The sequence below is a fragment of the Modestobacter sp. DSM 44400 genome (assembly GCF_900107175.1).
Classification (GTDB): domain Bacteria; phylum Actinomycetota; class Actinomycetes; order Mycobacteriales; family Geodermatophilaceae; genus Modestobacter.
Window position 1 is genome coordinate 1 of record NZ_FNOZ01000071.1, and the last position, 13,270, is coordinate 13,270.

Consider the following 13,270-nt stretch of genomic DNA (forward strand, 5'->3'; position numbering starts at 1 on the left):
AAGCCCGGTCAGCAGCTCGGTGACCAGAGTGGCGTTCTCCGTCGAACCCTCGACCAGCGCCAGCGGGTGCTTGGTGCCGGTCATGTCGACCCCGACCCCCGAGGTCTTCACCGCCTCGCCCAGCAACCTGTTCGCCGGCCGCAACGTCACCGCACTCGTGCTGGACCTGCCCGACAGTCAACTCGGCCGCGGACCGCTCGCGGTGTGGGCCAGGATCAGCCTGTACGGGCACGCGCCGCAGCAGCAAGTCAGCCGGATCGGCCAGCCGATGCTGCGTCCGCTGTTCTTCCGCGTACCCGGCCCGATCACCGAAGCCCTCAACGCCGGCAACCCAGCCGAGGACCGGGCCGAATACTCCGCCACGGTCACCGCCACCGCGGCCACCATCGCCCGGCTCGCCGGCATCCCGGACCCCGTCGGCCACGCCGCCGGTGTCGCCGACGCCTTTCTGCCCGACGTCCTCAGATACCAGCCCGGACAGCCCGCCCACTTCCGCCCAGGTGGCCCCGACGACACCCACCGGGGCGACAGCCCGGGCGGGGTCGCCAACGGCAGGGCCCTGACCGACGACGCCTTCGGGACCGCGCTGCACCTGCTCACTGGCAACCCGATCGCAGCGACCACCTCACCGGGCAGCGTCCGCCCCGGACTGCCCTACCTGGGCGCACCCGACGACAGCGACCTGCCGCCACTGGCCGACCTGCGGCGCGGAGGGCGTCGATGAACTGGTGGGCGCCCTGGGGATGGCCACGTCCGCGCTGTGCACGATCAGCGTGGGGGAGCTGATCGCGGGTGCGGCCACGATGGGGTCGAAGGTGAGCCAGCCGGGCCAGGCCATGACGGCCGAACTGGATGGGCCACTGCAGGGAGACTGCTCGAGTTCTACCCACAAACGCTGATCGCGTTCCCGAACCTGAGGCACAAAGGCCGCCCTGGCCGTGCCGAGCGCCGCCTCCACGCCCGCGCTCGGCAAGGCACTGACCCAGCGCAAGGTCGTGGCCCTGCTGCACGGCTGCGGCCGCCGCAAGCGATGCTGACGTCGCCCGCCGGCCAGTGACGTGCCGATCTCTCACCTCGCTGCTGACCAGGCGTCCGTTCGTCTCGGCCGTCAAGGTCCTTGTCCCGGCATCTAGGGTTGTCCGAAGAGCACCCGTGCGCCGGCACCTGCTGGCATCGTCGGCGTCCTACCGATACTCCGATTGATAGCGAGGACGAGATGAGCGACGAGTTCGACGTGATTGTGCTGGGCGCGGGTTCGACAGGCACGAACGTCGCCTGGTACGCCCGGGACAACGGTCTGTCCGTGGCTCTGGTCGAGTCCGAGCGGGTGGGTGGCGAGTGCTCGTACTGGGCGTGCATGCCGAGCAAGGCACTGCTGGTGCCGCTGCACGCCTTGGCCGCAGCGCGGCGGCTTCCCGGCGCAGCCCAAGCGGTGACCGGCGAGGTTGACGTTCAGGCGGTGCTCGATCGCCGTGACGAGTTCATCAGCCACCTGGACGACGGCCCGCAGGCCAGCTGGGTTGAGAGCATCTCGGCGGAGCTGGTCCGCGGGAAGGGGCGGCTGACGGGGGAGCGGCAGGTCGAGGTGACTCTGGCTGACGGCTCCACCCGTCGCCTTCGTGCCGCCAAGGCGGTCGTCGTCGCGACTGGGTCGCGAGCGGCGCTGCCGCCGGTCGAGGGGCTGGAGCACGTCACGGCGTGGGACAACCGTGACGTCACCACCGCCAAGCAGATCCCCCAACGGCTACTCGTTCTCGGCGGCGGTGTTGTCGGCGCCGAGATGGCGCAGGCCTATCGCCGCCTCGGCGCGGCGGAGGTGACGGTCGTGGAGGCCGGCGAGCGCCTGCTGTCACGGTACGAGCCGTGGGTCGGCGAGCTGCTCGCCGAGATCTTCCGCGACGAGGGCATCAGCGTCCTGACCGGGCGCAGGGCAGATCGGGTGGAGCGCGCGGGCGTCGACGGGCCGGTGACGCTGACCCTGGACGACGGAACGACGCTGCTCGGTGACGAGCTCCTGGTAGCTGCTGGTCGAACCTTCAACACCGACGACATCGGCGTGGAGACGCTGGGGCTGACGCCGAAGGGGCCCATGGAGGTCGACGACCAGCTGCGGGTGACGGCTGTCCCGGGCGGTTGGCTGTACGCGGCGGGTGACGTCAACGGCCGGGCTCTGCTGACCCACCAGGGCAAGTACCAGGCCCGCCTCGTGGGAGACATCATCGCCGGCAGGGACCGGTCCGCCTGGGCCGACCACGTCGCGGTGCCGCAGGTCGTGTTCACCGACCCGGAGATCGCCGCCGTCGGGCTGACCGAGCAGCAGGCCCGCGAGCAGGGGCTCGAGGTGAAGGTGGTCAGCTTCCGGACCGGCGCGGTCGCCGGCGGCGCGCTGGTCGCCGCCGATCCCCGAGGCAAGGCGCAGCTGGTGATCGACCAGAGCCGGCGGGTCGTCGTCGGGGCCACCTTCGTTGGTCCGCAGGTCGGCGAGATGCTCCACGCCGCGACCATCGCGATCGTCGGTGGCGTCCCTCTCGACACGCTGTGGCACGCCGTTCCGGCGTTCCCCACGGTGAGCGAGGTCTGGTTGCGCCTGCTGGAGGCGGACCGCGGCCTCTGAGACGCGCTCACCGGCGGACTGCTGTGCCGCCTGCCACGGCGGCGGCGAGCAGGAACAGCCCGCCGAGCAGGTAGACCGCCGGATGCCCACCGCGTCGGCGAGCAGCCCGCCGCCGAGCAGGCTCAGCAGCCGGTCGCTCTGCCACAGCACGTCGAGGCCGGTGAACGAGCGGCCGCGCAGGTCGTCCGGGACGCGAGTTTGCACGAGTCTGGTGAAGCTGACGTTTCCGACCGACGTCGACAGCCCGTAAAGAGCCCCCTTGTCTGAGGGTGCCCGTCGCTCAGGAGCAGCTCCCGCAGCCGACGAGGTTGCAGCGATGGGTCGGCGAGGGGGGCTGGTTCGTCGGCCTGCTCCTGCCGAGCACCGATTCAGACGTCCTCGGTCAGCCCCCCGTGTGCTCGTCACGCGCACACCTCATGGGACGCACGATCGGTCCCGTGGGTGATCGGGTCCGGCAGCGCGAGGTGGTCCTTGCCGCGCTCGGACTGCTCGTCACTGCGCCTGGCGCGGCGAGCCGGCGGGGACCTGTGACCTCGGGCGCGTCCTCGGCACCTCAGCATCGCTCCACATCCGTCGGCGCCCGCCACCTTGACGGCAGCACAGGCTGCCGTTCCGCGCTTGTCCGGGAGACTGAGGTCCGACTCCGAGCAAGCTCGACGCGCCGCTCAACCCGGCGAACGAGACCGTTTCTACGCGGCAGCGCACAGCGCGCCCACCGCCATCTCGTCCAGCGCGGCCAGCACCGCGGTGGGGGGCTCGTCCCCGTTGAGCAGCTCCGCCGCGGCGCGCTCCCCGCCCCGGCACCGACCAGTCGCCGACGAGCTCGTCGGGTGGGGGGAGCGCCTACCGCTCGCGCGGCCTCCAGCACGCCCGTGCGGCGCTGCCCGGCGGGTCGCGACATGCACGTCGACCGACGTCGGGTACATCGACTACCTCGTCCTCGAGCAGGCCGCCTCACGGCTCCTGCCCGCCCGGCGCCCTGGCCGGGGCGGGCGTCCAGCCGCAGATCGCCGGCAGCCGCATGGCGGGAAGCACGCCGGGTAGCCGGACCGTATGAGCCTGACCAAGGGAAGCGGCCCGTTCGGCGAGCAGCCGGCCGGCGAGTTCAACTTCGACCCGCACCGGCCGGAGCACGTGCTTTACGTGGAGGACGTCCCCCGCCGGGTCCGCGTCCTGCTCGGGGATGAACTCGTTGCCGACAGCGACGCGGTGCGCCTGCTGCACCCGCCCGGGCGCACGCCGACCTACCTCTTCCCGAAGGCTCACGTACGGACGGACTGCTTCAAGCCCAGCGAGAGGCGGCAGTCCGACCCGGGCATGGGCGAACGGGCCTACTGGCAAGTGCGCGTCGGGAGCGAGGTCGCCGAGGACGCCGCGTACTCCTGGCAGCAGCCGCCGCGCAGCGCTGCGGCGATCGCCGGGTTGATCGCCTTCGACTGGGACTCGCTCACCCTCTTCGAGGAAGACGAGGAGGTCTTCGTCCATCCCCGGGATCCGTACACACGCATCGACGTCCTGCGCAGCTCCCGTTCGGTCCGCGTGACAGTGGACGACGTCGTGGTCGCGGAGTCGACCCGCCCCAGGATGCTCCTGGAGAGCGGGCTGCCGGTGCGCTGGTACCTGCCGCCCGAGGACGTCCGGACCGACCTGCTCGAGCCCAGCTACACGACCACCCGCTGTCCCTACAAGGGCATCGCCCACTACTGGTCGCTCCGGCTGGGCGACCGGTACGACAAGGACCTGGCGTGGACCTACCCCGAGCCGTTCCACGACGCCGACGCCGTACGCGGGCTGCTGTGCTTCCCGCAGGAGCGCGTCCAGGTCGAGGTCACGAGCAACGAGAGCGAACGAACCCCCGGCGAGCGGTGAGCCGCGGACACGACACCCTCCCGACACGCCGGCCGTTGGACCTCACCAAGGCGTCGTGACGGGCTCGTACGCGAGGACGAGGTAGCCCGAGCACAGCGCGCACGGGGTGACGGGGGGCCCGCGGCAACCGCCGGTCGGGAGCTGCCGCACTACCGACGCCGAACCAGGTCGGGGTTGGCGATGAACGCGCGGCCGACGGCGACGAGATCGGCAGGCCCGCCCTCGAGCAGCCCGGTCAGGTTCTTCTGCGTGGCCGGCAGGCTGAAGGCGGCGTTCAGGATGGAGCGTCCCTGGCAACGCCTTGCGGACTCGGCGGCCGGTGGCGCCCTCTACAGCTGGGCGGTGGATCAGGTGGCTGACAACCAGTGCGCCGAGCAGCTGGGTGGCCGGAGTGCGGGTGCGGGCGCACCGTGGGACACGGCGGCCAGAACGGCCGCGTCGCCGGCGCGAGCGGTGACGTCGAGAGCGCCGGCGTCATCCACCGGGGGCTACACGAACTTCGGATACAGCGACATTCCTCCGTCGACGATGGTTGTGGTGCCGGTGACGTAGCTGGCCTCGTCGCTGGCCAGCCACGCCACCGCGGCGGCGATCTCCTCCGGGGAGCCCATCCGGCCCAGGGGGATCTCGCTCTCGACGGCGTGCTTGGCCTCGGGGTCGTCGAGCACGAACTGGTTGATCGGGGTGATAATCGCGCCGGGGGCGACGTTGACCACCCGGATGCGGTGCTCGGCGAGTTCGCGGGCGGCGGTCTGCATGAGCAGCTTGACCGCGCCCTTGCTGGCGCAGTAGTGGGCGAACCCGGGGCCAGGGGATGAACTCGTGCACGCTGGACATGTTCACGATCACTCCGCCTCCGGCGTTGGCCATGACCTTCCCGGCCTCGCGTAGGCACAGGAACGTGCCGGTGAGGTTGGTGGTGATCACCGGTTCCCAGTCGGCGAGGGTCATCTGCAGCAGTGGGATCTGCTTCTCGATGCCGGCGTTGTTGACCAGCAGGTCCAGGGCGCCGAACGCCTCGACAGTGGTGGCGACCATGCGCTGGACGTCGTCCTCGCTGCCGACGTCGGCCTGCACGGCGAGTGCGGTGCCGCCGGCGTCACGGATCTGGGTGACGACGGCGTCGGCGTCGCTCTTCTCGTGCTCGGAGTAGTAGTTGATGGCGACGGCGGCGCCGTCGGCGGCGAGCCGGATCGCGGTGGCCTTGCCGATGCCGCTGGAGGCGCCGGTGATCAGGGCGTGTCGTCCGTGGAGCATGTCACGGTCCTTTGCTGGGGGTCGGTCGGTTGGGGGGATCGGGCTCGGATGCGGCGGCCGCGCGGGTCCTCGGCGGCGGGGTGCGGGCAGCGCCGGCGGGGCCGTCGAGCTTCCGCGCGTCGATGGCGGGTTGCGTGCCGCCAGTCGGGCGCCCTGCGGTCCTGAGCGCTGTGCGGTGGCCGAGGCAGCCGGCCTTTTGCGGCGCCGTCGGGGACGCCGAGTGTGGCGGCGAGTTCGACGGCGCCGTGGAGGTAGGCGTCCTGGATCAGGAGGTGGCAGCGCTGGGCGGCGCGCATGGCCTTGCCCTCGGACTGGTGGTCGGCCTGCGCGGCGGACAGGTGCTGGAGCAGCGCTTCGCTGTCCCTCTCGGCGGCGGCGAGACGCTGCGCGAGGGAACGGCTGGCCCGCAGCGTCTGCTCCGGCGGGGGCATGTCCGCGGTGTCATCCTCGTCCGGTCCGGTGGCGTGACCGGGGTCGGGAAGCTGCGCAGCTTCCGGCGGCGACTCCGGTGCCGGAAGATCGTCCTGCGGAGGGGTCCAGCCGAGGTGGCGCAGGCAGTCGTAGATCCCTCTGCGGGCCTGGCGCAGTCGGTGACCGTGGTCGTTGCTGTCCGCCGGCTCCGGCGCTCTGTGATTCGTTCAGGGCGTGTTCGTAACGGTGCAGGGCGGCCGGCAGCGCGGCCGGCAGAACAGGTACCCGGCCCACGCTGAGCGGCCGGCCGCTCCCGTCGCTGCGGTTGGGGTCGGTGCCCGGCTCCTGCGTCCGATGCTCCGGGTGCATGTCAGGGTCCCGCCGGGTCAGGGTCGGTGGTGCTGGCGGGGGTGAGGGGCTGGGGGTCGGGTGTGTCGGGGTTCTCGGCTTGGCTGATCGCCCAGGCGGCGTTGACCAGGCCGATGTGGCTGAAGGCCTGTGGATAGTTGCCGAGCAGCTCGTCGCTGTCGGGGCTGACTTCTTCGGCGAGCAGCCCGAGGTCGGTGACGAATGCGGCGGCCCGCTCGAAGACCGTCCGTGCCCGGTCGGCGCGGCCGGCCAGGGCCAGGGCGTGGGCCAGCCAGAAGGTGCACAGCAGGAAGGTGCCTTCCTCGCCTTGCAGGCCGTCGTGGCTGCGGTAGCGGTAGACCAGCCCGCGGTCGTCGGTGAGGTGCTGCTCGATCGCGTCGATGGTGGCCAGCATCTTCGGGTCGTCGCCGGGCAGGAAGCCCACGATCGCCAGCATCAGCGCCGAGGCGTCGAGCTCGGTGGAGCCGAACGCCTGGGTGAACGCGCCGGTCTGCTCGTTCCAGCCGTCGGCGTGGATGGTGGCGGCGATCTGCTCGCGGGTCTGCTGCCAGCGCTGCACCCGGTCGCGGGCATCGAGGGTGTCGGCCAGCGCGATGGCGCGGTCGACGGCGACCCAGCACATCAGCTTGGAGTACAGGTAGTGCCGCGGCTGTCCGCGGACCTCCCAGATGCCCTGGTCGGTGTCCTGCCAGCGGGCCGCGGCGGCATCGGCGGCATCGGCCAGGAACCGGCGGGTGTCGGGGTCGAGGTCGCCGAGGGCGTCGGGCAGCCGGGCGGCGGCGTCGAGCAGCTCGCCGTAGACGTCGAGTTGGCGTTGCCGCCAGGCACCGTTGCCGACCCGGACCGGGGCGCTGTTGCGCCAGCCGGGCAGGTGGTCCAGCTCCCGTTCGGACAGGTCGCGTTCCCCGCCGATGCCGTACATGATCTGCAGGTCCGCGCCGCGCTGCACCTGGCTGGCGGCGGCCGTCGCGAGGAAGCCGAAGAATTTGCCGGCCTCGTCCGGGCAGGCCGCCACCCACAACGCCTGCAGCGTCATGCTGGCATCACGGATCCAGGTGTAGCGGTAGTCCCAGTTCCGGGGTCCACCCAGCGACTCCGGCAGTGAGGTCGTCGCGGCGGCGACCATCGCCCCGGTCGGGTAGTAGGTCAACCCCTGCAGCACCCGACCGCTGGCCTCCACCAGCTCCCGCCACGGTCCCTGGTAGCTCTGGTGCAGCTGCGACCAGCTGTCCCAGCCGCGGCGGGTGTCGGCCAGCCGGCCGGTGATCTCGGCCTGGTTCCAGGCCGGCGGCGGGTCCTGCCAGCTCAGCCGGTGCTGCAGCGCGAAGCCGACGGTGTCACCGGCCGACAGCGACAACCGGGCGCGGGCGGTGGCGCCGTCGAGCTCGAAGGGCACCGGGCTGGACAGCGCCAGCACGTCGGCGCCGCCGCGGGCCAGCAGCCCGCCCTCGACCTCCCGCAGCAGCGGGGCGACCAGCCCGTACTCCGGTCGCGGCGCGAACACCACCTCGACCTCGGCGGTGCCCTCGGTGCAGGCGACCTGCCGCAGCAGCGTTCCCGGCGCGCTCGCGCCCAGCTGGTGGCCGCGGTCCTCGGCGCCGACCGCCAGCGCGTCGGTGACGGTCACCACCCCACCGCTGGTGCGGTGGGTGGTCTCCAGCACCAGCGTCCGTTCGACATACCGTCGGGTGCAGGTGGCCTGGTCGGCGGGGCGGATCGACCAGTGCCCGGCCTGCTCACCGAGCAGCCGGGCGAACACCGCAGGGCTGTCGAAGCGGGGAAAGCACAGCCAGTCCACCGACCCCTCGGAGCTGACCAGCGCCGCGGACCGGCTGTCCGACAGCACCGCGTAATCGGCGATCGGGCGATCGCTCATCGCCGCATCCGCTCTGAGATGTCGGCGCGCTCGCCGCCGCCGATGCGGTCGCCGCCTGGCCAGGCACGTTGCACACGGCGAGCCCGGAGCCCGCCCGGCCGGCCGGCCGTGGTGGGGGCGTCGGTCCCGGTCACCGGCGGTCCAGCCACTCGAACGCCGCGCTGGTGACACCGATGTAGACCAGATGGTGCGCCACGTCGATGCCGAGCTCTTTGCCGCCCCATGTCCACGCCGGGGGCGACGCGCCGGTCGCCGGCAGCACCGCCTGCTCCATCCCGTACACCACACCAAGGTGGGCACCGGCGGCGGCCGGCCCGGACAGCCCCGCGGCGGCGAGCAGACCGCGCAGCGCGCCCAGCGAGGTGCCGTAACCCCAGTGCGCGAGGTTGTTCAGCCGCTGCTCGTGCTCCTCGCTGTTCGGCTCGACTCCCAGCGCGTTTTCCACCGCGGTCGCCGGGGTGGTGCTCGACCCGCGGCCGCGGGCCTTGGCCTCCAGCACGCTGGACAGGGTCATCGCGGCGGTGCCGAGCACGCCGGCGAGCGCGCCGACGCCCGCCAATGCCGCGGCGTCGTGCAGGGTTCTGGACGGGTCCATGGTGCCTCCTCATCGGGGATGAATCGGGGTTGGCGCAGGTGTGTGCATCGTGATCGCTGGCCGGGCACTCAGCGGTGAAACCGTTGAGCGCTGAACGGCTCTCGGGGGGCCGCCGTGTCAGCCGGCGCGGGCCAGGGCGGCGAGCGCGGCGGCGTCGGCCAGCAGCACGATCAGCGTGGCCGGCCACGGTGGCAGCCGCAGCAGGCCGACCAGCGGGGCGGTCAGCGGATCGGTGAAGTACCCGGCGAACGGCGCGATCCGCTCATCCGGTTGGGGCGGGCCGGGCAGCACCGGCAGCAGCACCCGCCACACCAGCCAGAACCCGTAGAAGCCCAGGACGATCTGGCCGAGGTGGACGAGCACGGCGATCCCGAACCCGAGCACGTCACCGTTCCCCGGTCACGGCCGCGGTGCGGTGCGGTGCGGTGCGGTGGGTGGTTGGCGGTCACGAGCCGCCGGTGCAGTCCCCGCTGCAGTCGGCCTTGCAGTTGCCCTCCGTCTGGCAGTCCCCGCCGGCGCCGGCGGCCGGCCACAGCCGCGGGTCGGGCGGGCCGAACCGGTCGGCGAGCAGGGCATGGGTACGCGGATAGGCGTCCGGGTCACCGGCGCCGGGCTCGGTCGGCTGGTGGTGGACGAACCGGCCGAAGGTCTCGGTGCAGAACGCCGCGTAGTCACGGGTGAACAGGATGAACGTGTGCCAGGCGACATCGACTGCTCGTGACGGGACGACTGGCTGGTCGCAGTCCGTGGCGATGGTGAGGTACTTGACCAGTTCGATGACCCGCTGCGCCGCGTCGGTCTCGGTGATCCCTTCGGCCGCGGCGAGTTTGGCCACCACCTGCGGGTACCGGCCGGCGACGGCCTGGACGTCCAGGCCGTCGCCGGCACCGGTGGCGGGCCGGTTGGTCGTCGGTGCGCTCATCTGCTGCTCCTGTTCGGGGGGTTTCCTGGCAACTGCTCTGGTGCGCCGGTCAGTCAGTGGCGGGTCGCGGGTATCGGTTCGGTGACCCGCTGCCATTCCCGCAGCGCGGGCTCTGCGGTGGCCAGCTGGCTGACCGTGTCCCACAACGGGCGGGCGCGGTCGGCGTCGGGAACGGCGTCGAGCTTGACGAACGCGGCCTGCCCGTCGTCGAAGACGAGCGTCGGGGTGCCGAACACCCCCAGTCTTTGGCCGGCGGCGTGATCGGCGGCCAGGGCGGCGAACGCGGCGTCGCGGTCGAAGCCGCGTAGCCCGGCGTCCCGGCCGAATCCGAGGATGTCCTCGGTGCTCAGCCGACCGGGCTCCTCATGCCAGGCGGTGAACATCCGCCGCCGGTAGCCATCCACGTCACCGCCCTCGGCGCCGACCGCCTCGTGCACCGCGAGCGCGATCAGCGACACGTTGTCGGCCAGGTCCGGCTGCTGGAACAGCGTCGGCCCGTCGTCGGCCCGGTGCAGCTCCAGCAGGGAGAACGGCCGCCAGCTCACCTCGACATCGTCGAGGTGGTCCAGCCAGTGCCGCGCCCGGTTGGAGAACCCGCACGTGTAGTCGAAGAACACCGCGGCAGCCATCACCGTCTCCTCAGCCATCACTGTCTCCTCGATGTCGATGTGTCATGGGGCGGTCGAGCACCGGCACGCCCCGGCGGACACGCAGGCCGGGCCGTAAGCGGAGGCATGTCTCGCCGGCTGGTCAGCCGGCGCGGTGGGCGGGCAACACCCGCAGGTGGCTGGACCTGGGCCGGTCCCCGTGCCGTCGACGACGCGGAGCTCCTCCGGCGGTCCGTCGGTCGACCGCGGAGCAGCCGCACGCCCCGCCCGCGGCAACGCCGTGGACCGCCGGCGGCGGCGCCCGGCCACGGCGGGCACGGCCACCGCCACCGCGACGGCCAGCACGCCGAACGCGCCACCCAGCCACCATCCGACGCCGGCACCGACCGCGCCGACGGCACCGGTGAGTAGCGGCAGCCCGGCGCAACACGCGACCGCGCCCAGCCCGGCCAGCGCTCCAACCCCCGACCCCGACCGCCCCGCCGGGTCCGAGCCACCCGGCCATCTTGTCCGGTCGCCGCGCTCACCGCGACACCCCCACCGGTGAACCGGCCACCGGTGAGCGCCCCGACACCGGGGACGCTGCTGGCCGGCGGAAGGCCACCCACAACCCCGCCCACAGGAACGCCCCGTACAGCAGGTGGATCGCCAGCAGGTTCACCCCTGCCCCGACCCCGAGGCCGAAGCCGAACAGTCCCCAGCCGACGTAGGGCACGACGCTCACCCCGGCGAGCACCCACAGCCCCAACGCCGTCCCGAACGCGGCGACCGCACCCAACCGGCGTCGGAACATCACCGCCGCGATCACCGTCGCCGTCGAGACATATCCGAGGTGCAACAGCAAGCCCACCGGCAACAGCGCGCTCTTGGCCAACGTTGCCGGACCGAACAGGTGGGCTGCGAACGCCACGCCGAGCGGAACCGGCAGCGCACCGACGTGCTGCATCTTGGAGACCAGCATCAGCGCGGACAACGACAGGGAGATCCCGATCCCCAGGATCCCGGCAACGACCAGATCCGGCACGCTCGTTCGGCCGGTGAGCGCGGCGGACGCCTTCACCATGACAAGCCTCGATTCCGTCTTGACCACGACGCCCAGGTCGGCGTCGAGACCAGGATCGACCCCGTAGCCAGGTACGGAGTCAAGTCCTGGCCGGGACAGCGCACGCCAGCACACGCGTCAGCGGCAGCGTGCGGGGTGGCGTCCTAGAGTCGAGGGCATGCGCAGTGGCGAGCTGGCCCGGGCGGGCGGGGTCCATGTCGAGACCTTGCGCTATTACGAGCGCCGCGGGCTGCTTCCCGCACCGCCGCGGCGCGGCTCGGGGTACCGGGAGTATCCCGCCGAGGCGCTGCAGCGGCTGCAGACGATCAAGCAGGCGCAGACCCTTGGGCTCACCCTGAACCGGCGGGCCGAGGTCGCCTGCGGCGATATGGTCCAAGATCGCCGAAGTCGACGACAAGTTGGCCACCTTGTCCCAGCTGCGCGGCTCACTGGACCGCATGCTGTGTGACTGCTGCGACGGCCGGCAAACCGAGCAGGCATGCCCGGCGCTGATCCAGCCCCGCCCTCCGGCCTGAACGCGGCGCGCCCGGCTGCCGGCCGCATCCCCGGTATGGTGTCCAACCCCGGCTCGACCGCGGGCCAGCGATGACCGGCGGGGACGCCGCGCACCCGCGCTCGCGCCGCTGCTGTGGCGCACCGAGTGCAGCAGTGGCTCGAGCGCCGGCTCCTCCCCCTCGTCGTGGGTGTCGCGGCGATCGGGGTTGCCTTTCCGAGCCCAGGTCGGCGCCTGGCCGGGGCAGAGGGGATCCCGGTGGCCCTGGCCGTCCTGTTCGCCAGCACCGGCGTCTCGATCACCCTCGGGCAGGTCCGGCAGGCACGCACCACCGCCGGTCGGCTCACCGTCGTCCTCGTCGTCACATCGGTGACGCTTCCGGCGTTGGCCTGGGCCGCGAGCCGTCTCACCGGCCCCGGCCCGCTCCGAGACGGGGTCCTGGTCACCGGCGTCGCCCCCGCCGAGGTCGCCTCGGTGGCGATCGCGGGCATCGCTGGTGGGCGCGCGGCGCTGACCGCCGCACTGCTCATCGGGTCCACGCTGGTCACCGTTGTGGCCGCCGGCCCGATCCTGGCCGCCCTCGGCGCGACCGCCACGATCGGCCCGACCGCGCTGCTGACCCAGCTCGTGCTCGTCGTCGCGCTCCCGCTCGCCGCCGGCATCACCACCCGGGCCACGCTGCGGCCCACCCGCTCGCTGCTGTCGGCCTGCGCCGCGCTGGGCATACTTGCCCTCCTCATCCTGCTGTGGCAAGTCGCCAGCCAGATCACCCTGCGGGCCGCCTACGTGCCGGTCACCCTCGCGCTGCTCGCCTTCCTCGCCGGCAGCGCCGCCCTGGGCTGGCTGCTCACCCTCGGGCTTCCCCCGCCACGCCGGCTCGCGCTCGCCCTCCCGGTCGCCATGCGCGACTTCGCCGTCGCCGCCGGCATTGCCGCAGCCGCCTTCGGCCCCGCCGCCGCCGCCCCACTGGGCATCTACGGCGCACTCGTCCTCCTCGCCGGCGCACTCGCCGTCCAGCGCCCCCGCGCCCGGACACCAGCCGCAGGCCCGGAACGGTGACCGCGGCCCCCGCTGATCGGTAAACCCTCAGCTCGCCAGCCGGGAGGATGTCCCGAGTTCCGTGGAACTTCGGTGGCGGCCCGTTGATCAACTAGGCGGCGTTGCTGACGGGCTCATCATGCACGGCGGGTAGG

Annotated in this window: 12 protein-coding genes and 2 pseudogenes; 5 read left to right on the plus strand and 9 right to left on the minus strand. The window is 72.5% G+C overall.

Annotated elements, in window-relative coordinates; all coding sequences use genetic code 11:
• Nucleotides 1-82: 82 nt before the first annotated feature.
• The 3 genes from BLW04_RS22950 (at nt 83) to BLW04_RS22965 (ending at nt 4,483) form a co-directional block, all read left to right on the plus strand.
• Nucleotides 83-724: a DUF4331 family protein gene (locus BLW04_RS22950; RefSeq protein WP_139306981.1), complete on the plus strand. Its 642-nt coding sequence runs from the start codon at nt 83-85 to the stop codon at nt 722-724.
• Nucleotides 725-1,216: 492 nt separating this feature from the next.
• Complete coding sequence (locus BLW04_RS22955; RefSeq protein ID WP_091547804.1) at nt 1,217-2,614, plus strand: dihydrolipoyl dehydrogenase family protein; 1,398 nt, start codon at nt 1,217-1,219, stop codon at nt 2,612-2,614.
• A 1,053-nt stretch (nt 2,615-3,667) separates the two neighbouring features.
• Nucleotides 3,668-4,483 carry a DUF427 domain-containing protein gene (locus tag BLW04_RS22965; RefSeq protein WP_091547806.1) on the plus strand — a complete coding sequence of 272 codons (816 nt, stop codon included), beginning with the start codon at nt 3,668-3,670 and terminating at the stop codon, nt 4,481-4,483.
• Between the two features lie 488 nt (nt 4,484-4,971).
• Here the strand turns inward: BLW04_RS22965 and BLW04_RS29385 are convergent.
• From BLW04_RS29385 to BLW04_RS23010, 9 genes and pseudogenes are all read right to left on the minus strand, one after another.
• Nucleotides 4,972-5,274: pseudogene (locus BLW04_RS29385) on the minus strand (SDR family oxidoreductase); the annotation flags it as partial.
• A gap of 25 nt (nt 5,275-5,299) precedes the next feature.
• Nucleotides 5,300-5,740 (minus strand): annotated as a pseudogene (locus BLW04_RS29850) (SDR family NAD(P)-dependent oxidoreductase); the annotation flags it as partial.
• Complete coding sequence (locus BLW04_RS27115) at nt 5,716-6,171, minus strand: hypothetical protein (protein WP_091547807.1); 456 nt, start codon at nt 6,169-6,171, stop codon at nt 5,716-5,718. The pseudogene BLW04_RS29850 and the gene BLW04_RS27115, both read right to left, overlap by 25 nt.
• A gap of 350 nt (nt 6,172-6,521) precedes the next feature.
• The gene (locus BLW04_RS22980; RefSeq protein WP_091547808.1) at nt 6,522-8,396 is read right to left on the minus strand and encodes a glycoside hydrolase family 15 protein; all 1,875 of its coding nucleotides are present in this window, start codon (nt 8,394-8,396) and stop codon (nt 6,522-6,524) included.
• A gap of 130 nt (nt 8,397-8,526) precedes the next feature.
• Complete coding sequence (locus tag BLW04_RS22985; RefSeq protein ID WP_091547809.1) at nt 8,527-8,991, minus strand: hypothetical protein; 465 nt, start codon at nt 8,989-8,991, stop codon at nt 8,527-8,529.
• Nucleotides 8,992-9,108: 117 nt separating this feature from the next.
• The gene (locus BLW04_RS22990) at nt 9,109-9,375 is read right to left on the minus strand and encodes a hypothetical protein (RefSeq protein WP_091547810.1); all 267 of its coding nucleotides are present in this window, start codon (nt 9,373-9,375) and stop codon (nt 9,109-9,111) included.
• A gap of 61 nt (nt 9,376-9,436) precedes the next feature.
• Nucleotides 9,437-9,913, minus strand: coding sequence for a glycine-rich domain-containing protein (locus tag BLW04_RS22995; RefSeq protein WP_091547811.1), 477 nt, complete (start codon nt 9,911-9,913; stop codon nt 9,437-9,439).
• Nucleotides 9,914-9,966: 53 nt separating this feature from the next.
• Entirely contained in the window at nt 9,967-10,560 is a 594-nt protein-coding gene (locus BLW04_RS23000) for a DsbA family protein (RefSeq protein ID WP_091547812.1), read from the minus strand.
• Nucleotides 10,561-11,044: 484 nt separating this feature from the next.
• Nucleotides 11,045-11,584, minus strand: a complete 540-nt coding sequence (locus tag BLW04_RS23010; RefSeq protein ID WP_091547814.1) for a hypothetical protein — start codon at nt 11,582-11,584, stop codon at nt 11,045-11,047.
• Between the two features lie 157 nt (nt 11,585-11,741).
• Between BLW04_RS23010 and BLW04_RS23015 the strand changes: the two genes are divergently transcribed.
• Entirely contained in the window at nt 11,742-12,032 is a 291-nt protein-coding gene (locus BLW04_RS23015; protein ID WP_091547815.1) for a MerR family transcriptional regulator, read from the plus strand.
• A 303-nt stretch (nt 12,033-12,335) separates the two neighbouring features.
• Nucleotides 12,336-13,136, plus strand: coding sequence for a hypothetical protein (locus tag BLW04_RS23020; RefSeq protein ID WP_175484234.1), 801 nt, complete (start codon nt 12,336-12,338; stop codon nt 13,134-13,136).
• Nucleotides 13,137-13,270: the final 134 nt, after the last annotated feature.